The sequence below is a fragment of the Paenibacillus pini JCM 16418 genome (assembly GCF_000576305.1).
In the GTDB taxonomy this organism is placed as follows: domain Bacteria; phylum Bacillota; class Bacilli; order Paenibacillales; family Paenibacillaceae; genus Paenibacillus_AQ; species Paenibacillus_AQ pini.
In genome coordinates, this window is record NZ_BAVZ01000002.1 from 74,581 (window position 1) to 100,092 (window position 25,512).

The following is a 25,512-nucleotide window of genomic DNA, read 5'->3' on the forward strand; positions in this document are numbered from 1 at the left end:
GGAGCTATGGAATACATTGATATTGAAAAAGACCTCATTCCATATCGATTTGATATTTCTCTTGCCGAGGAAATGTATACCTTAGAGGTTCATTATAATGCAGACTATGACTTCTTTACTGTGGACCTAGAACTTAATGGAGAGATACTCGCAGTTGGGGAGAAGTTAGTTTATGGGATGCCCATTTTCTATGACATCCAGGACAATAGATTTCCTAAAGTTCCTATCATCCCTTATGACGAATCGGAACAACAAACTGAAGTCAATTGGAAGACGCTCAGCGAGAGCGTCTTTTTGTATGTGATTGATGAAGAAGGTGAAAATACTGGCTAATTTTTGGCGTGTGATTGAAGTCATGACAGCTAATATGAAATTCACGAGCAATAGTTTCAATATAGAGGGTACGGTCCCTTTTGATAATGATGCACTTCCCAATGAATCTGAAATTAAGATTTGGAATCTTTCCGACACAACTTTGAACAATATCAAAAAAGGTGAAGTATTAATGCTTAACGCTGGATATAAAGGGGATGTGAGCCTGCTACTGCACGGGTACATATCCAAGGTATCCACTACATGGGAAGGCGTAGATAAGATTACTACGATTAATGTTCTGGATAGCGAGGATCTTTCTAAACGGGAAGTAAAAGAGATTGCTTTTGCAAAAAATACTTTAGCGAGTGCGATCATCAAACAAATGGCTGGTTACATTGGACTTCCGGTAGCCCAAATGGAATTAAATCAGGACTATCGATACCAAGAGGGTTATACAGCCAAAGGACCCGTTACCGAGATCATATCTAAGGTGGCACAAGACTGTGGCACATCTGTTTATATCAATAAAAACAAACTTTATGTTCGGAACTTGCGACGTGGTGGCGATTCTGTTTTCAAAGTAGACACAACTACTGGAATGATTGAATCACCAGGAAGATTTGAGGACGGGTTAACGAAGGGATTCAATATCAAAATGCAGTTACAGCATAGGGTTACTACGGCATCTGTCATTGATCTAACCTGTAGGATGTTTACTGGACGCTTACATGTTCGCAGTGGCACGCATACCTTCAGCCGTACAGGTGACTTTACAACTGAAGTGGAGGCGATTTTGTGAGAACAGATCCTGCTGGTGGATTGTCTCAATTGCTCAGCTCCTTTCAAGATAAATTGCTCAGCAGTTTGCATGTCGGCTTTCCGTGTAAAGTCATTAAGTTTGATGAATCAAAGCTCACAGCAGACGTGCAACCACTGATTCGAACAACATCAGGTGATCCGGCAATGCTTCAGGGTGTACCTGTGCTTGGGCAACAATGGAAGATTGATGGAGGTACCGCTCAGGTGTACAAACCAGTGTTACGACAAGGCGATGTTGTATTTGTGGTTTGCGCTGATCAGGAAATTAAAAACGCTTTGAATGGGTCCATTGCTTCAGCCGATACAGGCAGACAACATGACCCTAATGATGCAGTTATAGTGGGGGTGTTTGGATGCAGTCTTTCAAGTTAACAGAAGGCGACATTGAATTTGATAGTACGGGGAATATAGTCATGATCGATGGGGAGCAAGAGCTAGCTCAGTGTTGCGAGATTGGAATTGGCACCAACACAGGGGAGTGGTTCTTAAATCCTGGTCTCGGTATTACGTTTAGTTTGTTTCTCGGCAAGCATCTAAATAATGAGGAAATGAGAAGCGAACTGACGCGCGGGCTTCTACAAGAGGAACGAATAAAAAGCGTGGAAGATATCACATTCGACGCAGATGAGAGATCACGGGTCATGACGGTATCTTTTAAAGCTACAGGCATATCCGGCGAACTGATTCACAGTGAAGGGGTGACAATCGGTGCTGGATAAGACAGGATTTAAGAGGAAGCGATTTGAAGATCTGATTTCTGAGGCAGAGGAGAAAGCAAAGACTGCATACGGAGAAAATGTTAATACATCTGAGAGATCATTTCTAGGAATTCTGCTGAGATTATTTGCGTGGTTTATGGCTAAGTTATGGAGCACAGCGGAAGACGTTTATAATAGTGGATATATTCCAACAGCAACGGGAAGCAATCTAGATCGGCTTGGTCCCAATGTGGGTATTTCACGAGTATTGGAGCAATATGCAGTAGGATTAATAAAGATTACAGGGAGTAAAGGACATCTAGTACCTGCTGGTTTTCTAGTCCGAACAGAGTCAGGAATATCATATGAGACTATAGAAGAGACAACGATTGACGCTGATGGGTCGGCAACCGTTAAAGTCGAAGCTCTGGAGGGTGGGCAGTCAGGAAATGCGGCTGCTGGTACAATAACCGTGATCGTCAATCCGAATCCCAATATCATTGCAGTTACCAATACAATGCCTCTCTCGGGCGGACGTGAGAAAATGACAGATCCAGAATTCAGGGATCTGTTTTCTTTGTCTGTAGCTGGTGGAGGTGCTGCAACTCCTGATGCTATACGTAGCGCAATTCTACGTGTGTCAGGTGTACGAGCGGCAACAGTTATCACAAACAGTAGAGTGACTGTAGATCCTGAAGGTAGACCAGGGAATTCTTATCAGTGCTATGTACTTGGCGGAGATGAAAAGGAGATAGCGGAGGCTATCTTTTCGGTAGGGGCCGCCAGTATTGAATCTTATGGTGATATCGTTAATCAAGTTATGGACTTGGGTGGGTATCCGCATGAGGTCAAATTTAGCCGAGCTAAAGAAGTAGTTATAAGTCTTAAAATCAGTGTCAAAAAGAATGAAAGTTACCCTGCTGATGGGGATGATCAAATACGATCAGCCTTGGTGAGGTACATTGGTGGCGAGTACGCAGGAAGTTACTATAATGGTCTTAATATGGGCAGTAGTGTGATTTTCACGCGCCTTATAAGTACGATCTATTCCGTTCCTGGTATAGAAGATTTAACGGTATTAGCTGGTGTCGGAAGTAGCTTGAAGAGTGAGAATGTCTCTTTAGCTCGCTACCAAGTTGCTCAGACAAATGCATCAAGTATTGAGGTAACGAGTCATGTTTAGCGTCAAAGATATGATGATGAGATTAACCGATGTATTTAATAAGAATCCGAATAGCAACATCGGGAAGCTTATTAGCATCTTGCATGGGCAGTTAAATGACTTAAACGATACTTTTGAGACGATAAGAGAATGGCGTAACATCGACAAGGCGCGAGGTACTACCTTAGACCGTTTTGGCAGCAATATTGTTCAACCCAGAGGCGCGGCGACGGATGAAGTTTATAGAGTGCTTTTAAAATCAAAAATTGCCCGCAATCTGTCTAAAGCGGATATTAACACCATTATAAGGGTATTGGCTTTGGCACTAGATTGTGATTATAGCGACATCCGTATTAAGCCCAAATACAATGATCCCAACGAACCCGAGCCAGCCGCGTTGTCACTCATTCGGGTACCCATTAAGCGGCTGAATGAGGTTGGCATGTCGCCCATGCAGTTTGGACAAATCATCCAAAAGACTGTGGCGGCGGGAGTCAGGGTCGCACAAATCGAACTTTCTGGAACCTTTCGGTTGTCGTCGGTTTATGATCAGTTAGAGCATGATCAATTCGGCCTATCAGATCCAGCCATGACCACGGGTGGCAGTCTCGGAGAAGTGTTTGTCCCGGGCTACGATTATTCATTACCAATATAGGAGGGATACCATGTTTGTCAAGAAATCACCGGAGTGGAAAGCTAAAGGTAGTGAACCACCAGTCTCGAAACGCGAAACGGGCTGGGAAGTGGAGGACAGGCCGCCAGCCGCGTGGCTAAACTGGTTTATGAATTCAACTGCTGAATCCGTTCAAGAATTGCAGAGTAAGGCAGTGGAGAAAACATATGTTGATGAAGCTGTTGCAAGCGTGAAGGTCACGGTGCCTGATGCTTCATTAACGCAAAAAGGTATTGTACAGCTATCAAGCGCTAAGAATGGAATGCGCGAAACGGTAGCAGCTACGGAGAAAGCGCTAGGCGAAATACAGGCGAGTGTTACTACGCATTTGACTGATAATATGAAACATATTAGTTCAGCAGAACGCGCGGATTGGAACGCTAAGGAAACGACAACAGGAGCACAGATAAAGGCAGATGCAGCAAAGACAGCAGCCAACACATACACCAACACAGAGATTGCCAAGGTGGGTAGGGACATTGCAAGGTATCCGGGCTACGGGTACGGTAATCCGGGAACCAACGCCGCTAAAATCAATGTTACTACTGGATATGACGCTACTGTAGGAATTGGATCGTCATTCTCATTCTATGCTGGCGGCTCTTATACGAAGCCTGTAACACTGTCTCTGAATGGACAAGGTGTTTACACTATCATCACAAACGGAGTAACCAAGGATACGATTGATATTGTTGCAGGCAAGATGTACAGCGGTAGAATAATCGGTACCGATTTTTTATTGGATAGTGGCTCGGGAGGGGGTGCAAAAATCAATGGGCAGGAAGAGATTTATGCGGCATACAATGACACTATTAATGCGTATGATCCGGTAGTGTTAAGCGAGATGATGACTAGGCTACCGGACGTATCTCCTGTGCCCCCTTCGTATTCTGACACCACAGCATTTAGCACAGATGGAATGTTATTAGCCGCATCTTGCCCTAGCGCTCCTTACTTATTTTTGTACAAGAAAAACGGGAATTCATGGTATAAGTTACCTAATCCAACGCAACCGCCAAACGGACATACTAGGGGATTAGCGTTCAGTCCAGATGGTAAATTTTTGTCTACTGTCGGGTTTTATGCACCGTTTGTGACAATTTATAAACGAGATGGAGATACCTTTACTAAGTTGCCGGACCTAAGCGTTCTACCTAGCGGTGGTTGTTATAACGTGTCGTTCAGCCCAGACAGCTCGCACATGTCTGTCGGGCATGATAACTTCCCATTTGTTTCTATATATAAGGTAACAGGGGATACCTTTGTTAAGTTGGCTAATCCAGATTCATACCCTACCGGGATAGTGCGGGCAAATACTTTTAGTCCAGATGGAAAGTTTCTGGCTCTTGGATTCTTGCAATCTCCATATATTAAAATATACCGAAGAGAAGGTGACATTTTTACTACGTTGGAGTATCTACCAATTCCACATCCTAATGCTGGAATTATTTCTCTTTCGTTTTCTCCTGATAATAAAGCTTTGGCCGTAGGGTATACCGCAAGTCCATATTTAATGATTTATGTGAGATCTAGAGACGACTTTATCCAAATGAGCAACCCACCTAAGATGCCCGATAATACTGTATATGGATTATGTTATAGTCCGAATGGGAAATATTTGTCTCTAACATATGCGAACTCGCCTTATTTGATCACATATTTGATCGTAGACCCTGTCAAATATAAGCCTTTAAATAATCCTACCATGCTACCTTCGTATGTTTGTGTTGACCTTGCATACGCTCCAGACAGTAATACTATATCGGTAACAACGTATCAGTCACCACTTTTAATGCTTTATGATGTCAGACTAAGGGCTGTTAAATCCTCACCGTCAATAAACGCGTTAACAAACGCTGACGGAGCTGGATATGCATTATCAAGCGGTGTAGCCAATGATGTTAAAAAAATAGTGAGAATATGGAGGACATAAAAATGATATTTTATTGTCAGGTAAGTGCGGATAACATTATTACTGATGTCATCGAGTACCCCTATAGAGATTATGTAGAAATCGAAGTGGAAGGAAGGCTTCCGGCGGGAGTTAGCGCGGGTTGGTTTAAGCTAGAAGAGGGTAAAATTGTAGAATACCCTGAACTAAAGCCAGTCAAAGATGAGGCCACACTAAGCATCGAAATCACAAAACTTAAAGAGTCTCAAGTCGAGCAAGATGAATTAATAATGCAACTAATATTAGGAGGTGTTTAAAATGGAGGCTATCTATAACTTATTTTTGCGTAACTGGATTAATAATCGCGCATCCGTTGAACAAATCAACCAAGCAGTTGTTAAGAATTTCATAACCGAGGAAGAAGCTAATACGATTAAGGAATCAGATCGGAACCCTCTGTAACCTTACAATTAAATACACTGCAATACCAACAGCACCCATTGAGGTGTATTTTTTATGCCCTCAGGAGTGGTTCGAGGGCTTGTTTTTATCTTTTATAAAGAGATCGAGGGGGAAGGGTCATGGATGATAGATGGGTTGGGGGAGTCGCAGTAATATTCGGGGCTATAACAGGCTACCTGTATGGAGGGTGGACGGTACTGATGAATGCACTTTTGATATTGGTAATCGCAGACTTTGTAAGTGGGTGGATCGCTGCATGGATTAACGGCGAACTAAGAAGTATGAAAGGTTATATCGGGATCGCCAAGAAGGTTGGTATATTCCTTATCGTAACCGTTGCACACACCATTGATGGGGTATTAGGTGATTTACACTATCTCAGGGATGCAGTAATCTTCTTTTATATTGCAAATGAATTACTCAGCATCATTGAAAACTACGGAAAGATGGGGCTTTATGTACCGGAAGTTTTACTTAAAGCCGTAGCAGTCCTAGAATCAAAAGGCGGAAATAAGAAAGGGGCGGAATCAGATGCAAGCGCGAAATAGTCGTAATGCACAAGGTATTGATGTGTCGCACTGGCAGGGTACGATTGATTGGAAGAAGGTAGCTGCTGCGGGAATATCCTTTGTCTTCATTAAGGCCACACAAAATAGCATAGATAACAATTTCTTGGATTACGTCAAAGGTGCAAAAGCCGCTGGCCTGCTCGTCGGTGCGTACCATTACGTGGATGATTCCGTAATCAACGCGGACTTGGCACGCGCAGCCGCACAGACTTTTTATAAAGCCATCCAAGCCGCAGGTGGTGTGGGTACGTTTGATCTGCCGCCAGTGATGGATTATGAGAGCAATAAAAGCAAACTTAGCAAAGCGACAATTACGGTTGTTGCCAAAGCTTTTTAGAAGAGATCCACCGACTAACGGCAGTGAAGCCTGTCGTCTATACGTATCCGTCCTTTATCGGGAACTTTACAGGGCTGAGCGAGTACCCTCTTTGGATTGCGCGTTACAATGCAGCAGTACCACCGGATAACGCTTCTGGCTGGACACGCTGGGCATTCTTTCAATACAGTGACGGCTCAGCGGGCGGGGGCTTGCCGAGCGGTACGCGTAGGGTTTCGGGGATAAGCGGCCCTGTTGATTTAAATGAATTTGACGGGACTATTGAGCAACTGAAGGAACGGTATAAAAAGAAGAAAGAGCCGCAGAAGGAAGGTACAAATATGGATAAGAAAGATGCAAATGCCATTATTGAGAAATATCTTAAGCCAGCATGGGGAGCAGCAACAATCCCATCAGATAAAAAAGAGATTGGTAGGTTGGCTGATCAACTAAGAGCTGCTTCAGGTCAGCCTAGACAAAACGTATAATTAATTTCCCTATATTTTCAATTCTCAATTTGAAATAAATACTGAATGATACTTCTAATAGTTATTCTTATATTGGATAAATATGTTATAATTGTAATTGTAGAGAAAAAAATGGAGGAGATATACTAATGAACGACAACGATGAGGTAACATATTTCGAGATCCCAGATTTTAAAGATTTATTAAAAACTATAATTCAGAGTTACAAAATCTCACCAGTTTCATTAAGTAAAGTCTCTGGTCTAGACAAGGATTTAATATCCGACATCTCAAACGGAAAAATTAATATAGATAGTATCCCTTATACTGACAGAGCGCCGTTTGATGATCTGGTTACCATGTTAACAATAGGAATGGAGATGGTGGAAAATGACAATAGAATAACATCTATAATCGAAGCATTGAACCATGAATATTTTATCTCATATGAAAGCATAGCACTATATGCCAAACTAGAACAGGAAGACTTGCAACAATTTATGAATGATTCCAGCTCCGTTACTTTTGAAAAACGATATAAACTAGCGGTCACAACATTGTTCCTTCATTCTCTTTTCAAACAACCTCAATAGTAAGAAGTGTAAACAAAGGAAAAGAACTACCATAGTAGTCCTTTTCCTTTTCTACTTATTAATTTAAGTTCCAACCTATTTTATTGTACCCTGTGCGGGCAACAGGAGTGTTAAGGGTTAGATAATAGGCTGTCCCATCCAAAGAAGCAGTATATGAGTGACCTTTTAATGCAAGATACTTTACAGAGCCACTGAGGCCACTTACAGGATCGACGCCACTCACTAGTCCAGAGGAGATATCCATTATACGCATAGTACCTACAAATGTAGTTGCGGGTCTAAATGTTTTAATAGAATACAATACGTGGGTTGTTGTAGCTGTTAATGTAAGTATACCTCCATCACCCTCAAAATCTTGTAAAGGTTGTATAGAACCTTGAGGTTTAATAGATTTCAATGGTATAGAAATACTTTCACCTACAACTAATTCAACAGCCGGAGTATTATCAATAAAATTGTAAGATTGTCCACTAACCTGATTGGTCACAGAGTCTTGGGCAAAAACAGTCAAAGACATAGATAACACCATCGTAAGAGTAAACATAGCAATGAATAATTTTTTCATAATAGTAAATTTCCTCGCTTTCATTAACACTAAGATAGAATACAATTAACTTGATTTTATTTTTCAAGTGAATTTATTCTTCATAATTACAAACAACATAAATAATGGAAAGTTTAATATAATATTCATATTTTTAATAAAAATAGAATATTGGTGATTTACTATGCGCCATTTTTTGTATGGTGAAGGATAAAGACAACACAAAAAAATCAAAACGATTTTAAATCGTCCTGATTTTAGCGCATATAAACCCTAAAAACCTTTTAATAAGGTGAGCCAAGTTATATTTGACCTATTAGTGTAATTGAACTAATCGGTTCACTTCCTCAATATCCTCAATCGGTACCCATACATAGCCCTCTGAGACCTTTAATTTAATGCGTAAAGGATCAGTAGATACCTGTGCCTTGCCTGTTATTTCCTCGCCATCATGAAGCTTTAGAATAACTCTCTGTTGGTATGTAGCTGCAATATGTAATTCTTCATTCATTGTTTATCCTCCATTTATGCATACCAGAGCATCGAGAGGCGTATGTAAAACAAATGCAAAATAAAGACAGTAGAGTTAAACCTATTATTGATGAACAACAATGGCAACTGGTTGAGGAGGCACTAGGATCGTCATTCCGCGAGCGTGTTAGAGTTACCCTAATAATATTTGATCCTTTTGAAGACAAACAATTAAGTGGTGTTGTAACAACAGTAAATACCCACCTAAAAGAAATCAAACTAAGTTATGATGATGATTTTAGTTGGATAAAATTTAGTGATATTCTATCTGCTTATACATAAGTGTTAAAAAGACCACGCCAGTAGGTGCTAACGTGGTCTTTTTGTTATTTAAGAAGCTTCTTGATAAGTTTGAATATATCAAATGAAGTCTTATTGTATACCTTATTGTATGCTGCTCTCTTTGGGGTCCTAAGCCAACCGTAACCCTTAGGCATCTTTATTCCAGCTCTATGTACGATCTGACGCTTTATGCTTGTGCGAGCTGCTATACGTTTTTTGATACTGGGTTTACGCATACCGAACTTCATGAAATTCATCACCTTAATGATAAAATAATAAAAAATAATCTTACATTTATCTAGTTACCATTTAAAGCCTTTGTCATCTGTTTCTCATTTGACTTAACACTATCACTAGTTGCTGTTTCAGCACCTCTATAAACATATTTCGTATTCTGATAAAAATCGTAAGCATACTTCTTCATGGCTTGAGATTCATCGGCTTGATGTTCAACTACAACCGACTGAAAAAGGTTGCTTAACATATATTCTGAATTGTTAGCATCTTTTAAATATTTTCTTGATTGGAAATCCTCTATAATATGAGTCTGAAATTGTTTTAACTGATCTGCACTAGGATTGAATTTTTTTGCAAGTAGTTCCACTGCATCTGCTTTTTCTGTTTTAGATTGTGCTGACTTAGCTATATCTTTTATGGATGATTTCCAATCAGGCTGGGCAGCTTCAGTCTTTTCAATTTTTTTTTGTGGCTGGGCATTCTCATTTGTGGTATTTTTAGGATCGCTTGTACATCCACTTATAAGCGCAAGTGTTACGCTTAAAGCAAATATAGTATTAAATAATTTCATGGTATATTATTTCCCCCTGTAGGTAAATTATAGAAATAGTGTAACAAACTCAGAAAATTATAACTACTAAATTAATAGATTTGTCTGGAAAGTCATAAAGCAATATAATAATGAAATGATACTCTTTGTTATGAAAAAAAATCACACAAAAAATCACATTTCCTGCGAATGAGTACGATCATGAACGTTACTTCTAGATCATTTATCAATCGGAAATCCTAATAATAAAGAGAATATGAATGTATTCGAATACACGAGAAAGTTAATACCAGATGTTCTACATCTAAGAGAGGTGCAACCATGAAATCAATATACCTGGATCATGCGGCTTCTACTCCCGTTCATCCTGAGGTCGCCCAAGAGATCATGAATGTGATGACGAATCATTACGGTAATGCTTCGAGTGTGCATTCTTTTGGTAGGACGGCTAAACGGACGGTGAATGGAGCCAGAGATCAGATGGCTGAGACACTTGGGTGTTTTCCTGATGAACTGGTCATGACAGCGGGGGGAACAGAAAGCGATAATCTCGCGATCTTTGGCATTGCGTCGGCAAGAGCTGACCGAGGAAAACACATCATTACCTCTGCGATTGAACATCATGCAGTTCTCCATGCATGTAGCGAACTTGAGAAACAGGGGTATCATGTGACTTATGTTCCGGTCGACCACACAGGACTAGTTCAATTGAATGCCATTGAAAAAGCCATAACGGATGAAACGATATTGATCAGCATTATGTATGGTAACAATGAAGTAGGTACGATTCAACCGATTGAAGAAATCGGTCAACTTGCGCGAAGCCAAGATATTATTTTCCACGTTGATGCGGTTCAAGCCCTGGGTAATTTTTCGATTTCTTGTCACTCACTTCCGGTCGATTTAATGAGTTTTTCGGGTCACAAAATTAATGGACCTCAGGGTGTAGGAGCGTTATACGTGCGCCGTGGTCTGCATTTAGACTCACGTCTATTTGGAGGATTGCAAGAGAAGAAGCGCCGCGCAGGTACTGAGAACATGGCTGGTATCGCTGGTTTTAGCAAGGCAATAGAGCTAGCAGAGCAGCATCTAACGGAACGCAGGGAAGAGGATCTGATGCTGCGTAATACACTGCTGAAAGCGTTAGAGAAAGAAATTGGATCAGACTCGTTTATTGTGAATGGACATCCCACTGAATTTCTACCTCATATTCTAAACATAAGTTTCCCGCAGACCGACACTGAGACACTGTTAATGAATCTGGATATGGAAGGCATTGCAGCGGCCAGCGGCTCAGCGTGTACTTCAGGATCTTTAGAGATTTCACATGTGCTCCAAGCCATGAAACTTCCTCAAAATGTTTTGTATTCAGCGATTCGTTTTAGCTTTGGTTTGGGTAATACTAGTGAAGATATGGAATACACAGCCCAAATAATTGGAACCATTCTACGGCGTATGCGTAACAGATGTTAGGGATTCTCTAGTATGGACTAGGAGGGATGAGTGTTCCATACCACCGGGAAACAATGCCTCATAACGATGCGGCGGCGTATACATTTTTCGAGTGTGGACGCCTTTGTTTTCAATATAAGAACGGTAGGAGGGATCCGAGTCATGAAGTTTCAGGAAATGATTGGACTTGCGATCTTCGATATGGAAGAAGGCAAGGAGATCGGTAAGATTACCGATATTATCATAAGTGGCGATTGGAAGATATTGGCCTTTGAACTGCAAGGAAAAGCTCTTTTTTCCGGATCAGTGAAGACCGTTGCTTGGGAGGATATCGTCGCTTATGGTGAAGACGCTGTGATGATTCGTAATGAGCAGGCTGTTCGTAAGACGGAAGCCGACGACATACAATTTACTTACATTCTCGGCAAAAACAAACTGAAGGACTTATCCGTGCTAACCGAAGAAGGTGTGATGCTGGGAAAAGTTACCGATGTTTATTTTGACCAAGAAATGGGAAATACAATACTAGGTCTCGAAATTAGTGATGGTTTTGTCACAGATATAATTGAAGGCCGAAAATGGCTGCCTTGCACATTAGAAATGGCTATTGGGGAGAATGCAGTCATGGTTCCTTCTATGAGCGAGCAACGTTTGGAAAAAGCCATTAATTCTGTTAACGGATAGGTGATCAGCTAATATGAAATGTCCTAACTGCAATTCCAAAGATATTGGTAAGATTGGTTCCCATCAATTTTATTGCTGGGGCTGCTTCATCGAACTAACGGTAAACGGTGAGAAAATGTCCGTATATCAAGTCGAGGAAGATGGTACACTTAGTTCACTAGATGATTTATTCTTTGAGGAAATGCCTCAGGATTTCCCTCAAATACATATCTCCTCGTGAGCGAGATCAGCAGATATTGAGAACGATTGCTTGCAATGACGACATGTTACTAACGTAAAAAGAAGCCCAACACTAGCGCTCGCAAGACGCGCACGTTAGTGTTGGGCTTCTTGAATCTATGGACTTATCTATCCAATTTAAGGTTAATTTCCTTCTTTCGGACATATACTACCCTGAGGGCCAGTCCGAAAGGGGAGTACAACTTGGATCAATTGACCGGTAATAAGTGGTTTCGTCTGATGGTAATCGTACTTCTCGGGCTGATTAGCTTATTTTTCATATGGCATCTACGTCCTATGTTTTTAAATATTTATCAGTTTCTCAAAGCAATACTGGCTCCCTTTGCAGTCGCTATGGTTATTTCCTATGTTCTTAATCCAATTGTAAGTATGCTGGCTCATAGGAGAATGCCGCGAAGCATCGCTGTACTGCTCATTTATGCTGTTTTTTTAATGTGTTTGGTCGTAATACTGATTAATATGATCCCCATGTTTGTTGAGCAGCTCGAAGATTGAATGAGCACTTACCTGAAATGACAATGCATGCCCAGAGTTTAATGGATAACTTAGATAATAAGCTTTTGCCATCAGGTGTTCGGAAGGGTGTTAATCATTGGATGTTCCAGTGGGAAGGTAGACTTGCCAAAGGGATTTCAGACTTCATGGATAATATCGGGACTACCATAAATCTAGTGATGAATATTTTTATCGTACCGTTTCTGATTTTCTATATCTTAAAAGACTTCGATGTATTTGAACGTTCTATTGTATCTTATTTGCCACGTACACACCGAAAGTCATTTGTCATGTTATTAAAAGAGATGGATTCTGCGCTTGGTAACTACGTTAGAGGTCAATTTCTAGTTTGTGTAATCATTGGCGTATTCGCTTATATTGGGTATATGCTAGTGGGAATGCCTTATGCACTTCTTATGGCGAGCGTGGTGGCCATCTTCAATATCGTTCCTTATCTAGGTCCTTTTCTAGGGGCAGCACCGGCTCTTGTAATGGCAGCCACGATTTCCATGCGTCTGGTGCTGATGGTAGTCATCGTGAATACGCTCTGTCAGTTGCTGGAGAGTAATGTTATTTCCCCTCAGGTCGTTGGTAAAAGACTGCATATGCATCCGATGCTGATTATTTTCGCGCTACTTGTAGGCGGTGAGCTTGCGGGAATTATTGGCCTCATACTTGCTGTGCCTGTATTCGCAGTATTCAAGGTTATCGTGCAGCATTTCTTTGCTTATTATATTAAGCGCAAACCAGTTTAGCCTTACATTGACAACGAATAGTCTCGTGGATATACTTGTACTAATTGTACATTAACGACAAAACGACGATGAAATGAAGTACGGTAGCGCTCCTTGTTCAGAGAATGGGTTCCATTGTAATAATGCAATGGCTGCGAGAACCCTCAAGTGAAAATGCCGGAAAGCTGATTTCGGAGTGTGAGACAAATTCACCGGCAGGCCCCGTTATAGGCCGTTACAAAGGCGATCGTCCGAATATTTTGGAGCCGTGCTCATCAGCATGATCTGAAGTACAGGGCGATAACCAGGGTGGTACCGCGATTTCATCGTCCCTGAATATTCAGGGGCGTTTTTTGTGTTCAGGCATGTACTTGGTTCACTACATTCTATATTGGAGGCTATATTATGAAAGCAAGTGAAATTCGTTCCAAATGGCTGGAGTTCTTTGCAAGCAAAGGCCATCAAATTGAGCCGAGTGCTTCCCTCGTGCCGCACAACGATCCATCTCTTTTGTGGATTAACGCTGGTATGGCACCATTAAAGCCGTATTTTGACGGCCGAACCATTCCGGAAAATCCACGTTTAACCAATTCGCAGAAGTGTATTCGTACAAATGATATTGAAAATGTAGGTAAAACACGTCGTCACCATACTTTTTTTGAGATGCTGGGTAATTTCTCCATTGGCGACTACTTCAAGGAAGAAGCCGTTACATGGGCATGGGAGTTCCTTACTAGCAAAGAGTGGATCGGGTTCGACCCTGAACGTCTTTCCGTTACGGTATATCCAGAGGATGAGGAAGCTTTCAAATTATGGCATGACAAAGTGGGATTGCCTGCTGAACGCATCGTGAAGCTTGAAGATAACTTTTGGGATATCGGTGAAGGTCCTTGTGGACCATGTACTGAAATTTTCTATGATCGCGGCGAAGCATATGGAGATATGTCTGACCCTGAAATGTTCCCAGGTGGAGAGAACGAGCGTTTCTTGGAAGTATGGAACTTAGTATTCTCACAATTCAACCACAACAAGGACGGTTCATATACACCGCTTCCGAACAAAAACATTGATACAGGTGCAGGACTTGAACGCTTTGCTTCAATCCTACAAGATGTAGATTCTAACTTTGATACAGACCTGTTCCAGCCTATCATTCATGAAACGGCTAAGCTCGCAGGCGTTAAATATAACGACAGCGTGGAAATCGATGTGGCACTCAAAGTTATTGCTGACCATGTGCGTACGGTAGCTTTTGCTATAGCAGATGGAGTTCTTCCTTCTAATGAAGGTCGTGGATATGTTATCCGTCGTCTACTTCGCCGTGCTGTTCGTTACGGTAAAGTACTGGGACTGGATCGTCCGTTCCTCTATACGTTAATTGGAACTGTAGGTGATGTCATGGGCGTATACTATCCTGAAGTGCTTGAAAAACGGGAATTTATTGAGAAAGTTATTTCGACAGAAGAAGAACGTTTCCATGAGACACTATCTGATGGACTTGCTATTTTGGAGGATCTCAGTAAAACTGCGCTTGAAAGTGAAAGTCGTGTGATCAGCGGAAGTGATGCATTCAAATTGTATGATACGTATGGTTTCCCATTTGATCTTACAGAAGATTATGCATCTGAGCATGGGCTCACTGTAGACCGTGAAGGTTTTGATGTGGCAATGCAAGAACAGCGCGATCGCGGTCGCAGAGGTCGTCAAGAAAGTGCTGGCATGAAGATCCAAGGAGGAGTACTCTCCGATTATACGGTTAAAAGTGAATTTGTTGGTTATAATGACACCGTAACTGAATCCAAAATTTTGGCGATTATTGTCAATGATGTTATGGTGGATACAGCTCAAGAGGGTGAATCTTGCCAAGTTGTGCTCGATGTGACTCCATTCTATGCGGAGAGTGGCGGACAGGTCAGTGACCAAGGGCTACTGCGTGGTGGCACCGTAACCGCTAAAGTTGAAGGTCTCTTCAAGGCACCACATGGTCAACCCGTTCACTTCGTTACTGTAGAAGCGGGAGAACTAAAAGTTGGCGAAACCATTAAGGCAGAAGTCGACCAGAATCAACGTCGTGATACGATTAAGAATCATACGGCAACACATCTGCTGCATAAAGCACTTAAACAAGTGCTGGGCGCGCATGTGAATCAGGCTGGATCATTGGTAGAACCACAGCGTTTGCGCTTTGACTTCTCCCATTTTGGCAGCATTACACCAGAAGAGTTAACTGAAATCGAACGTCTAGTGAATGAACAAATATGGAATAGCTTAGATGTAAATATTGAACTTAAACCGATTGATGAAGCTAAAGCAATGGGTGCTATGGCTTTATTTGGAGAAAAATACGGTGATGTTGTACGTGTGGTTCAAGTGGGAGACTACAGCTTGGAGCTATGTGGAGGCTGCCATGTGGCAAACACATCACAAATCGGTATCTTCAAACTTGTCAGCGAAAGCGGAATTGGTTCAGGTGTACGCCGGATTGAAGCAGTTACAGGACGCCTAGCTTATCAGTTCCTTGAAGGGCAAATCGGACTTCTAAAACAATCAGCTGAGCTACTTAAATCTAATTTGCATGATGTTCCTAAACGGATCGAAGCACTTCATCAGCAAATGAAAGAACTGGGTCGCGATAATGAATCGCTACAAAGCAAATTAAGTATTATTGAAGCAGGCCAATTAACAAATCAAGTAATTCAAGCTGGCGCTGCCGAACTCCTTGCTGTACGTGTCAATGTAAGCAGTATGGATGCGCTGCGCTCGCTCGCCGATGAATTAAAAGGTAAACTTCCAAATGCAGTGATTGTACTTGGTGCAGCGATGGATGACAAAGTTAATTTTGTGGTATCCGTACCGCAATCCCTAATTAAATCAGGCCTTCATGCTGGTAAGTTAGTGAAGGAAATTGCTTCGGTGTGTGGCGGCGGCGGTGGTGGGCGTCCTGACATGGCTCAGGCTGGAGGTAAGGACGCTAGCAAGCTAGATGAGGCGCTTAAACTTGCAGTAGAGCTTGTCGCGGGAAGCACACAGGCTTAATGTTTTTAAACTTGAAATAAACTCTATCCGCAATATATGTTAAATTTTTGTTATATTTCCCTTGGTTGTTTCCTTACAGTGGGGGGATTATGTTATGATAGAGGAAGATAGGAATCCTTATAAATCAATTCATCAAAGCATGTCATCATGTTTTTGGAGAAGCGAGGTGCTCGAATGGACTCCATGGATAAAACAGTGAAGTTTAATGTTAAAGGTGACGAGGAGGAAGCGTCTTCAAAAGACATCCTACTTACGGTGTACGATGCACTGGTGGAGAAGGATTATCATCCAATCAACCAGATTGTTGGATACCTTATATCCGGGGATCCTGCGTATATACCACGTCATAACAATGCAAGAAGTTTAGTAAGAAAAAAAGAGCGTGATGAGTTGATTGAAGAGCTAGTCCGGTTCTATTTAGCCAATCACCGATAGGAGAGCTTCATGAGAATCTTGGGATTGGATTATGGGGACCGAAGAATTGGTGTGGCTGTCAGTGATTTATTTGGTTGGACCGCTCAGGGCCTTGAAGTTGTTGAACGTAGACGTGACGGGACCGAAATACAGCGTATTGAATCATTGGTACGTGAGTATGAGGTAGAGGAAATAGTCGTTGGTCTGCCCAAGAACATGAATGGCAGCATAGGCCCCCGCGGCGAAATCTGTATCGATTTCGCTGATAAGCTTAAAGAATTGCTGGAATTACCCGTTCACCTGTGGGATGAGAGGCTTACAACTGTGTCTGCCGAGCGGACGTTAATCGAAGCCGATGTCAGCCGAAAGAAACGTAAACTCGTCGTGGATAAGATGGCTGCAAGCTTGATTTTGCAAAACTATTTGGACTCTAAGAGTAAAAGGTGAGGGTGATACAGATGGCTAATGACCGTAATGACTTCGATGAAGAACCGGAAATTATTTATATTCCCGATGATGAAGGTAAAGAAGAAGAGTTTGAAGTAATCATGAAATTTGAGGTAGATGGATCTGACTCCAAGTATATGATGGTAGTTCCACTAGACTCCGAGGACGAAGAGTCCGAAGAAGTGTATGCATTCCGTTATGAAGAAGACGGAGATGACCTCAAGTTGTATATGATCGAGAATGACGAAGAGTGGCAAATCGTCGAAGAAACGTTCAATACATTGGTTGCTGAACTTGACGGAGGGAATGAACATGAATAATTTCTCTGCAGAGCAGGCCGTTTGGACTTCCGTATTAAAGGAGGCATTTGGACCAACTGTAGAGCTAGAAGATGTAGATGGAACGACTTTAGTCTATGATCTTGTAGCCGAATTTGAGATTAGCGGTCAAAGCTATGCCGTCCTTCAACAACCAGGAGATGACTCTGGAGAGCATGATATTCTCAAAGTGGTCACTTCTCCGGAAGGAAACTTAGAGCTTGCTACGATAGATGATGATGACGAATGGGAGAACATCACCGAGTTATATGACGAGATGACTTTTCCAGAAGATAACGTAGAGTAGTACACTGTAATTAACAGCTTCCAAGTTATGATAAACTCTAAATGTAAATCCGAAAGGGCGGCGAAGTCCGCCCTTTTTGGTTATGAAAGGTTGGATAATTTTTGAAAGCTTTAGCCAAGATTACCATTATTCTTCTAATCATTATTGTTCTGATTGGAGGCGGTGGAGCTTATTACATATGGAATGGAATGCAGCCGCCAGCTGCTTCTGCCCAGCCTGTTAAGTTTACAATTGATAAAGGGATGGGAACATCCAAAATTGCCGAAGTTTTACACGATGAAGGGCTAATCAAGAATGAACTTATCTTTAAAGTTTATTTGAAATTGAAAAATCAAGGCTCTAAATTTAAAGCAGGTGTGTACGAAGCGAAGCCTGGGGAAGACTTTGAGGGACTAATTGCTAAATTGAATAACGGCGATGTCGTAAAAGCAGAGATGATTCGCTTCACGATTCCAGAAGGTTATACGGTAGAACAAATTGCCGAGAAGGTATCAGAAGCAGAAGGTCTTAAATCGGATACTTTCCTAAAACTTGCCGATAAGGCTCAATCTACGGACACTCAAGCTTTTAAAAATATTCCTAACTCCCAAGAATTAAAGCATCATTTAGAAGGTTATCTGTTTCCAGATACGTATGAGTTCAAGAAGGGCACAAGTGAGCAAGAAATATTAGACCGTATGGTTGAGCAAACACAAAATAAGCTGGATGAAATTCCAGATTTAGAGCAGAAATTGAAGGACCGGGGACTGACCTTACATGAGCTACTAACGGTAGCTTCTCTGGTTGAACGCGAAGTGGTCGTTGATCAGGAACGTTCGCTGGTAGCAGGCGTTATTTATAACCGTTTAGATCAAGACAAGAATCTTGAAATAGATGCTACGGTTCAATATTCGTTGGACAAGCCAAAGGAACGTTTATTTTATAAGGACTTGAAGATTAAAAGTCCATATAATACGTATCTAAACGCGGGCCTACCTCCGGGTCCCATCTGTAGTCCAAGTTTAGCATCGGTTGAAGCTGCCCTTAATCCTAAAGCTTCAGAGTATTTATATTATGTGACGAAGAAGGATGGATCACAGGAGCATCTTTTCGCCAAAACGTATCAAGAACATTTAAATAATATTAAGAAAAGTAAAACGACCTCGAAATAAAACGATGCTTCGATATGACCCTTATAATGAAATGAGTATCGAATAATGCCATATTTTAAAACCTGTATAGTCATATACAGGTTTTTTTGTGTTCGTTTTTATATATTTTATAGGTATATTGACTCATTTAAGTAAAAAAAATTAAAAGAAAGCAAAGGATAATCATGGAAAATGTCGAAGAAATATATAGTAAGTTTTACGTTCGCTTTACATTTTTTCTTTTTGTTTGAAAAACTAGGTGGTGGGTGAAACGAATGAAATCGATCGGAAAGCAAGGGAGCGAGCAAAGTAGCAAAAAAGGCTGGGGGATAAAACACAGCAAGAAAACACAGGAGGTGTCAGCGATTCCACCGAATGATAAGAGAGGTAAAGAGCCTCAAACCGAGAGTAAGATCGGCTTTTTCACAAAACTAAACCCGGTAAAGTCAGTCGGAGTAAAGCTATTTTTAATTTTCTTTACCGCTATAGTCACGTTTGTCTTAGTTTTAGGTTGTATGTCCTATTTTAAGGCCAAAAGTACGATAAAGCAAAATGCGGCTAACGCTAATCGTCAGACCATTATTCAAACTTCGGATAAGCTCGATATTATTTTAAAACAGTTTGAAAATGTAGCACTTCAAATCTTTTTTGACCCCGAAATGCAGACGATGGTAGATAATTTATCTAACTCTAAACTCAGTACTTACGATTTATTTGTTTTAACTAGTGATATTACTAAAAAGCTAAGCAATCAAATTAATAGCAATGGATCCATTAGAGGGGTTTACTTAATCCAACCTGATAATAATCAACGTGCTATTTCTGCTGGATCCGTTTCAGTAGAGTTAGATAAGCTTAGGGATCAGGTCTGGTATAAAGAAGCTTTAAATAAAAATCAGTCTTTCTGGTATCCGACCGAAAGGACGGCAGATGGAACAGGTGTGTTTAGATTAGTTCGTTCTCTACAAAGCTTATCGCGAGGTGGTAAAGCTTATATTGTTGCCATCGAATTGAAAACTGAGGTGCTTGAAGAACAATTAAAACGAGTTGATTTAGGCAAAGGCGGTAAGCTGCAATTAGTTTCACCAGATGGACAAGTAGTTGCTTCTAATGTAGAAGGACAAGCTTCAAAGAAGACGGATTTCGCGTTTATGCAAACGCTTAAACAATCTTCAGGTAGTTTGGATTCTAAAGATGTAGAAGGAAAGAGTGTTGTGGCAGTCTATCAGACGTTATCCAAGACAGGGTGGAAGCTAGTAGGTAGCATACCAACTGAAGTTTTGGTCAAGGATGCTAAAGGAATATTACTTTTAACGTTATGGTCTACACTCGGAGTCATGGTTATCGCTATTCTCATTGGTTGGTGGATGATTCGAATGATCGCCCGCCCAATGAGTCGTATTAAAGATTTGATGATTGAAGGCTCTAAAGGTAATCTGAACGTTCGTACGGATCATAAATCCAAAGATGAAATTGGTCAGTTAGCGACTAACTTTAACTTGATGATGGATCAAATTACGAAACTTGTGAAGCAAACGAATGAAACAGCTCAGGATGTATTGGATACAGCAGGTGAGTTGTCTGACGCTTCCAAAAAGACTGCGATTTCTGCTAAGGAAATTGCGTTGGCTACTGAAGAAATTGCTAATGGAGCCAGCAGTCTAGCTAATGAAGCTGAACGTGGAAACGAGCTGACGGATCATATTTCGAAACAAATGCGGCTTGTGATCGACGCTAATAGTGAAATGGGCAGTGCAGCAAATCACGTCGAGCAATCTAGTGAACGCGGAACCCGCCACTTGAATGATTTGCTCGACAAGACACATCAAACAGAACAAATCACTCGCTCACTGATGCATAAAGTGGATGATTTGAAACAGACAACTTTGTCGGTTAACAAAGTGCTTGAGGTACTTCAAAATCTTACGAAGCAAACAAATATTCTTTCGCTCAACGCTACGATTGAAGCGGCACGAGCCGGAGCTGCGGGTAGAGGCTTTATGGTTGTAGCAGATGAAATACGTCAATTGGCTAATCAGTCAAAAGAATCCATTGAAATGGTTGGGAAGATAACAGAAAAAATTATGGCTGAGATGAATGAGACTGTACTTGCTCTGAATGAGGCACATCCACTCTTTAATCATCAGATGAATGCTGTGAAAGAAACGAATGATATTTTCGTATCTGTACAAGAGCATATGGGTGATTTCAATCGGCACTTAGGTTCAGTTACCGAGTCTATTGAGGCACTGAATCAATCACAGGTTACTCTTTCAGAGGCTATGGGGAATGTAAGTGCTGTGGCAGAAGAATCCTCAGCAACTTCCGAAGAGGTGGCGTCACTCAGTAATGAGCAACAAAGTGTAGGGGATCAGTTGGTTCATTTATCTGATAAATTGGAGAATGTATCGAATGAACTGAAGACAACATTATCTAGATTTACAATCTAATCTTGGCATGTGAGCGTTTATCCATTATGGATAGACGCTTTTCTTTTTGTTTACAGAAAATAAATGATTGTCATGAAATAATGGATATAAATGGGTTGAGAAAGGACATGCTATTAGGAAAAAAGGTAAGCGGGCGATGCAGCATTGAATTTACAATATAAAAAGCGAGTGTTCTATACTCTCCTTCTTCTAACTGGAATTATGATCTTAATCATTCTTCGTTTGGCTTATATTCAGCTTATTCTTCGTAGCTCGAAGCTACCAGAGAGTCAGTTTACACTTCAAGAAATGTCGGTTTTACAGCGCGAGCGTGGTGTCGTACTTGATTCAGGGCGGGGGAAGTTCTATGACCGTTTTGGCATTCCGTTAACGGATGAAACGATTCCAGCAGCCGTTCTTTTTCCCGTATCTCAGCAAGTTAGAGAGGAAGGACATGAGCACTTAGAGGAAATTGCTCATGAATTGCAAACGGAAGTTCCTGTATTACAACAGACGTGGAGTAATCTGAATGTACCGATATTATGGACTAAACCAGGAAATAATGTTCCCTTGGGCCTTAAAGATAATCAGGTCAAACAGATGAGTAAACTTAAAGTTAGTGGTATTGAGATATTGCCATATGAAAGTAGGTACCGCAGTACATTTTCGGGAATGCAATGGCTTGGATATTTAACTCAGCAGGCGGATTTACAGCATTTAACTCATACAGGTTATGCCTTTCAGAAGGGCGCTTCTGGCCTGGAGCGGACGTTAGAGCCCCTACTGAAAGGTAAGGGACCAACGACTGCTTATTATACGGTAGATGGTAGAAATCAGCCCGTTCCAGGTACAGGTATTCGAGTGAAGTCACCTGGGAATTCTTATTACCCACTTCATTTTAATACAACAGTGGATGCATCCTTGCAACATAAGCTTGAACAATTGACAATGAACGAGGGAATGAATGAGGGAGCTATTGTGGTACTGGATGCAGATACAGCTGATGTCAGGGCTATGGTATCACGTCCATTTTACAATCCGCTGGATATTAAGCCTAATCAGAAAGAATGGAATAATCGCGCTCTCCAAGCTGCAGTACCCGGTTCTATATTTAAAACGGTAGTTGCAGCAGCAGCACTTGAGGCTAGGGTAACGTCAAAGCATGAACATTTTTATTGCTCTGGCCATTATGGCAAATATGGACTTTCATGCTGGAAAGAGGGTGGGCATGGCAATATCACGCTGGAAGAAGCTTTCGCAGATTCCTGTAATGTTGTGTTCGCCACACTAGCAGAACGTTTATCGAAACCTCAGCTTGAACAGGCAGCTTACAAATTGGGACTTGGGCGTCGTGTTGGATGGGAGGCAACTCATATATTGGGTTTACCCTTACTAAGACCTTTTGATCACGAACAAAGTGGAGTTATTTTTACAGATAATGCCCCTATTCATGATGGTGGAATTCTAGCTCAAACAGGAATAGGTCAAAGAGATGTTCAAGTAACGCCTCTTCAGGCAGCCAATCTAATCGTAACACTTTTACATGGAGGCAAAGTGCAGTCGCCACGTATTCTTCAGAATATATCCTATTCTAATGGACAACTAATGAAGGAGTTACCATCTCACAGTTCCCTGTCATCTGAAGGTAGCATCCGTCCCCAAACAGCGCGGTTACTGAAGCATTGGATGGAGAAGGTAGTGACAGAAGGAACTGGACAATCGCTTAGTGGGTCGCTCTGGACACTCGCTGGTAAATCAGGAACAGCGCAGGTCATAGTCAATGGTAGAGCGCGAAATAATCAATGGTTCATCGGCTACGGTCCAGCGGATCAACCCAAATATGCTGTAGCTGTTTTAATACAAAACGCCTCGCCCGATTCCCGCAACAGGGCTACAATCATGTTCGGTAAAGTTATGGATACGTTGGCTGCGCACACCTCATGATGTGTGCAGCTAGCTATCAGGCGCTATACATTTAATACAGAGAGAGTTATATTAGAATGCGCTTACACAATGGTTGTAGCTGAGTATAATACTGCATAATGAGGGTAAATTAACGATCACCTTTTCATAAATTTACGCCCTTTTTTACTTGTCTGTGATAAAATAAGAGGTAACGGATTTTGAATGAACATACACATGTACTAAGTTGCGTGACTTTCGGCAAGTCAAAGTCAATCAGAGAAAAGTGGGGAATATGACATGCAGACTTTGCTGCTTTGGTTGTTCTACATCTCATCGTTCTATGCTTTTATCCCCGGACTAATTACACGAATTTTTGGATTTCGTGTATTTCGTAGAGGGACGAGTGAACATGAATTTGCACTGACATTTGATGATGGTCCAGATCCAGTGTACACACCTAAGCTGTTGGATCTATTGAAACGATATGACGCCAAGGCTACTTTTTTTGTTGTAGGTTCTCATGCAGAACAGCATCCCGAGCTTGTTAAACGGATGTATGATGAGGGCCATTTAATTGGAATTCATAATTATGTTCATAAATCGAACTGGTTGATGCGTCCGGCAACGGTGAAGAAGCAAATTATGAAAACAGATAAAATTATTCATTCCATTACAGGGGAACGTACTACGTATTATCGCCCCCCTTGGGGAATCGTCAATTTGTTTGATTTTGCTAAAAAGAGTCAATTTAAAATTGTGCTGTGGTCTGCAATGTTTGGGGATTGGCGAGAGAAAATCGGTGCAGATCGTTTGACCGAGCGTATGCTGAGTAAGCTTCAGCCTGGTGTGGTGATGCTCCTTCATGATTGTGGAACGACAGCTGGTGCGAATCTAGATGCCCCACGTCAAATGCTTGTAGCATTAGAACGAGTGCTTGAAGAAGCAGGACGTCTTGGACTCCAAAGTATAAGGATTGATGACATGATCGAGGCTAAAGAGAAGGCTCCTGAGAAACAGCTCTCACGTTCCAAATTAGCTACCGTCAAGCTTTGGTTAATGTGGGATGCTCTATTCCATATGGTTTTCCGTCTAAAAACGGTTCATCCAGCAGACCCCTTTCTTCATTATCGTTATCGATCTTATCAAGGTGCAAAAGTTACTATGGATAATGGAGAGGTCATAAGCAAAGGTGACAAAGTGATTGAGCTCCATTTCGATAATGAAAAGCTGTTTCAGATGAGCCTTAAATCTCGGTCCATGGTTCATTTGGCCATACGGATGATTCGTTCGATGGAACATGATTTGCCGAGTCTAGCCCATCAGGTAATGAATGATCCGAAAATGAGCGACGCAAGAGCTTTATACGGAGTCACCATGATAAATCGCGGACCGCAGCAGTTTGGTTTTAAGGTGATGGATTTAGAAGAAGGCTTGTTTGCAAGAGCAACTCGTATCTATCTTAAGTTCTTAATGCTCATCATTCATCCTTCTGGACAGAATCGATTAAAGGATCACGCCGAACTACTTGTTCCCAAAGTCTTGCTTATGTCTATGGATCAGTTAAATCGACGTTATGCCGATAATGGTTCACATCGTCAGCAACCGCATGCACGTCGAGTGGTTATTTCCGCAGATCATGAGGAAGAAATGCATGATTTAAATTTAGCCGCGACGGCTGGAAGCCCACCTTCTGCGGTATGATAAAAGTTACAGAGGCAATCATCGGTAGATTATATTTAGATCATACGGTTAACAAAAAAAGGTTGAGCAGAGATCGTCTCTGCTCAACCTTTTTATATGATTACTGCAAGAT

At 41.4% G+C, this 25,512-nt stretch carries 27 protein-coding genes and 2 pseudogenes; 26 read left to right on the forward strand and 3 right to left on the reverse strand.

The window, feature by feature from the left end:
• The first annotated feature begins 6 nt into the window (after positions 1-6).
• The 12 genes and pseudogenes from JCM16418_RS03680 to JCM16418_RS03730 all read left to right on the forward strand — a co-directional run bounded on the left by JCM16418_RS03680 (position 7) and on the right by JCM16418_RS03730 (position 7,965).
• Positions 7-333: a phage baseplate plug family protein gene (locus JCM16418_RS03680; RefSeq protein WP_036646344.1), complete on the forward strand. Its 327-nt coding sequence runs from the start codon at positions 7-9 to the stop codon at positions 331-333.
• Entirely contained in the window at positions 308-1,114 is an 807-nt protein-coding gene (locus JCM16418_RS03685) for a phage protein (RefSeq protein ID WP_242403704.1), read from the forward strand. Before JCM16418_RS03680 ends, JCM16418_RS03685 begins: the two co-directional genes overlap by 26 nt.
• Positions 1,111-1,506 (forward strand): Gp138 family membrane-puncturing spike protein, encoded by a 396-nt coding sequence (locus JCM16418_RS03690; RefSeq protein ID WP_036646346.1) that lies wholly within the window; start codon positions 1,111-1,113, stop codon positions 1,504-1,506. The genes JCM16418_RS03685 and JCM16418_RS03690 overlap by 4 nt, the downstream gene beginning before the upstream one ends.
• A complete protein-coding gene (locus JCM16418_RS03695) occupies positions 1,488-1,853 on the forward strand; it encodes a DUF2634 domain-containing protein (protein WP_036646349.1) in 366 nt (121 codons plus the stop codon). The genes JCM16418_RS03690 and JCM16418_RS03695 overlap by 19 nt, the downstream gene beginning before the upstream one ends.
• Entirely contained in the window at positions 1,843-3,015 is a 1,173-nt protein-coding gene (locus JCM16418_RS03700) for a baseplate J/gp47 family protein (protein WP_036646351.1), read from the forward strand. The genes JCM16418_RS03695 and JCM16418_RS03700 overlap by 11 nt, the downstream gene beginning before the upstream one ends.
• Positions 3,008-3,649, forward strand: a complete 642-nt coding sequence (locus tag JCM16418_RS03705; protein ID WP_036646353.1) for a hypothetical protein — start codon at positions 3,008-3,010, stop codon at positions 3,647-3,649. The genes JCM16418_RS03700 and JCM16418_RS03705 overlap by 8 nt, the downstream gene beginning before the upstream one ends.
• 10 nt (positions 3,650-3,659) lie before the next feature.
• Positions 3,660-5,600, forward strand: a complete 1,941-nt coding sequence (locus JCM16418_RS03710) for a tail fiber protein (RefSeq protein WP_036646355.1) — start codon at positions 3,660-3,662, stop codon at positions 5,598-5,600.
• A 2-nt stretch (positions 5,601-5,602) separates the two neighbouring features.
• Positions 5,603-5,875, forward strand: a complete 273-nt coding sequence (locus JCM16418_RS03715) for a hypothetical protein (protein ID WP_036646357.1) — start codon at positions 5,603-5,605, stop codon at positions 5,873-5,875.
• 1 nt (position 5,876) lies between these two features.
• Positions 5,877-6,020, forward strand: coding sequence for a hypothetical protein (locus JCM16418_RS24865; RefSeq protein ID WP_156327206.1), 144 nt, complete (start codon positions 5,877-5,879; stop codon positions 6,018-6,020).
• Positions 6,021-6,139: 119 nt separating this feature from the next.
• On the forward strand, positions 6,140-6,568 hold the full coding sequence (locus JCM16418_RS03720; RefSeq protein WP_036646358.1) for a phage holin family protein: 429 nt from the start codon (positions 6,140-6,142) through the stop codon (positions 6,566-6,568).
• A pseudogene (locus JCM16418_RS24165) lies at positions 6,552-7,393 on the forward strand (glycoside hydrolase family 25 protein). The gene JCM16418_RS03720 and the pseudogene JCM16418_RS24165 overlap by 17 nt, the downstream one beginning before the upstream one ends.
• A 128-nt stretch (positions 7,394-7,521) precedes the next feature.
• Entirely contained in the window at positions 7,522-7,965 is a 444-nt protein-coding gene (locus tag JCM16418_RS03730; RefSeq protein WP_052020032.1) for an HTH domain-containing protein, read from the forward strand.
• Positions 7,966-8,023: 58 nt separating this feature from the next.
• Here the strand turns inward: JCM16418_RS03730 and JCM16418_RS03735 are convergent, their stop codons facing one another.
• Positions 8,024-8,530 (reverse strand): hypothetical protein, encoded by a 507-nt coding sequence (locus JCM16418_RS03735; protein WP_036646359.1) that lies wholly within the window; start codon positions 8,528-8,530, stop codon positions 8,024-8,026.
• Positions 8,531-8,825: 295 nt separating this feature from the next.
• Positions 8,826-9,020 (reverse strand): hypothetical protein, encoded by a 195-nt coding sequence (locus tag JCM16418_RS03740; RefSeq protein WP_036646360.1) that lies wholly within the window; start codon positions 9,018-9,020, stop codon positions 8,826-8,828.
• Between JCM16418_RS03740 and JCM16418_RS03745 the strand changes: the two genes are divergently transcribed.
• Positions 9,020-9,322 (forward strand): YolD-like family protein, encoded by a 303-nt coding sequence (locus JCM16418_RS03745; protein WP_256203031.1) that lies wholly within the window; start codon positions 9,020-9,022, stop codon positions 9,320-9,322. The genes JCM16418_RS03740 and JCM16418_RS03745 overlap by 1 nt on opposite strands.
• Before the next feature lie 298 nt (positions 9,323-9,620).
• Here JCM16418_RS03745 and JCM16418_RS03755 read toward each other — a convergent pair whose 3' ends face one another.
• Positions 9,621-10,130: a hypothetical protein gene (locus JCM16418_RS03755; RefSeq protein ID WP_036646368.1), complete on the reverse strand. Its 510-nt coding sequence runs from the start codon at positions 10,128-10,130 to the stop codon at positions 9,621-9,623.
• Positions 10,131-10,430: 300 nt separating this feature from the next.
• On the opposite strand from JCM16418_RS03755, the gene JCM16418_RS03760 reads away from it, so the two are divergent.
• The 13 genes and pseudogenes from JCM16418_RS03760 to JCM16418_RS03820 all read left to right on the forward strand — a co-directional run bounded on the left by JCM16418_RS03760 (position 10,431) and on the right by JCM16418_RS03820 (position 25,400).
• Positions 10,431-11,582 carry a cysteine desulfurase family protein gene (locus JCM16418_RS03760; RefSeq protein WP_036646370.1) on the forward strand — a complete coding sequence of 384 codons (1,152 nt, stop codon included), beginning with the start codon at positions 10,431-10,433 and terminating at the stop codon, positions 11,580-11,582.
• 141 nt (positions 11,583-11,723) lie between these two features.
• Entirely contained in the window at positions 11,724-12,245 is a 522-nt protein-coding gene (locus JCM16418_RS03765) for a PRC-barrel domain-containing protein (protein WP_036646373.1), read from the forward strand.
• A 13-nt stretch (positions 12,246-12,258) separates the two neighbouring features.
• Positions 12,259-12,465 (forward strand): YrzR-like zinc ribbon domain, encoded by a 207-nt coding sequence (locus tag JCM16418_RS03770; RefSeq protein WP_036646374.1) that lies wholly within the window; start codon positions 12,259-12,261, stop codon positions 12,463-12,465.
• A gap of 203 nt (positions 12,466-12,668) precedes the next feature.
• Positions 12,669-13,735: pseudogene (locus JCM16418_RS03775) on the forward strand (AI-2E family transporter).
• Positions 13,736-14,119: 384 nt separating this feature from the next.
• Positions 14,120-16,750 carry an alanine--tRNA ligase gene (alaS, locus tag JCM16418_RS03780; protein ID WP_036646376.1) on the forward strand — a complete coding sequence of 877 codons (2,631 nt, stop codon included), beginning with the start codon at positions 14,120-14,122 and terminating at the stop codon, positions 16,748-16,750.
• Positions 16,751-16,924: 174 nt separating this feature from the next.
• Positions 16,925-17,185 carry an IreB family regulatory phosphoprotein gene (locus tag JCM16418_RS03785; protein WP_036646378.1) on the forward strand — a complete coding sequence of 87 codons (261 nt, stop codon included), beginning with the start codon at positions 16,925-16,927 and terminating at the stop codon, positions 17,183-17,185.
• A gap of 9 nt (positions 17,186-17,194) precedes the next feature.
• Entirely contained in the window at positions 17,195-17,611 is a 417-nt protein-coding gene (gene ruvX, locus JCM16418_RS03790; protein ID WP_036646380.1) for a Holliday junction resolvase RuvX, read from the forward strand.
• Positions 17,612-17,622: 11 nt separating this feature from the next.
• A complete protein-coding gene (locus tag JCM16418_RS03795) occupies positions 17,623-17,931 on the forward strand; it encodes a DUF1292 domain-containing protein (RefSeq protein WP_036646382.1) in 309 nt (102 codons plus the stop codon).
• Positions 17,924-18,235 (forward strand): DUF1292 domain-containing protein, encoded by a 312-nt coding sequence (locus tag JCM16418_RS03800; RefSeq protein ID WP_036646384.1) that lies wholly within the window; start codon positions 17,924-17,926, stop codon positions 18,233-18,235. The genes JCM16418_RS03795 and JCM16418_RS03800 overlap by 8 nt, the downstream gene beginning before the upstream one ends.
• Before the next feature lie 101 nt (positions 18,236-18,336).
• Positions 18,337-19,386 (forward strand): endolytic transglycosylase MltG, encoded by a 1,050-nt coding sequence (mltG, locus tag JCM16418_RS03805; RefSeq protein WP_036646386.1) that lies wholly within the window; start codon positions 18,337-18,339, stop codon positions 19,384-19,386.
• A gap of 254 nt (positions 19,387-19,640) precedes the next feature.
• Entirely contained in the window at positions 19,641-21,815 is a 2,175-nt protein-coding gene (locus tag JCM16418_RS03810) for a methyl-accepting chemotaxis protein (RefSeq protein ID WP_052020034.1), read from the forward strand.
• Between the two features lie 168 nt (positions 21,816-21,983).
• Positions 21,984-23,738, forward strand: coding sequence for a peptidoglycan D,D-transpeptidase FtsI family protein (locus JCM16418_RS03815; protein WP_306304744.1), 1,755 nt, complete (start codon positions 21,984-21,986; stop codon positions 23,736-23,738).
• 258 nt (positions 23,739-23,996) lie between these two features.
• Entirely contained in the window at positions 23,997-25,400 is a 1,404-nt protein-coding gene (locus JCM16418_RS03820; protein ID WP_036646389.1) for a polysaccharide deacetylase family protein, read from the forward strand.
• Positions 25,401-25,512: the final 112 nt, after the last annotated feature.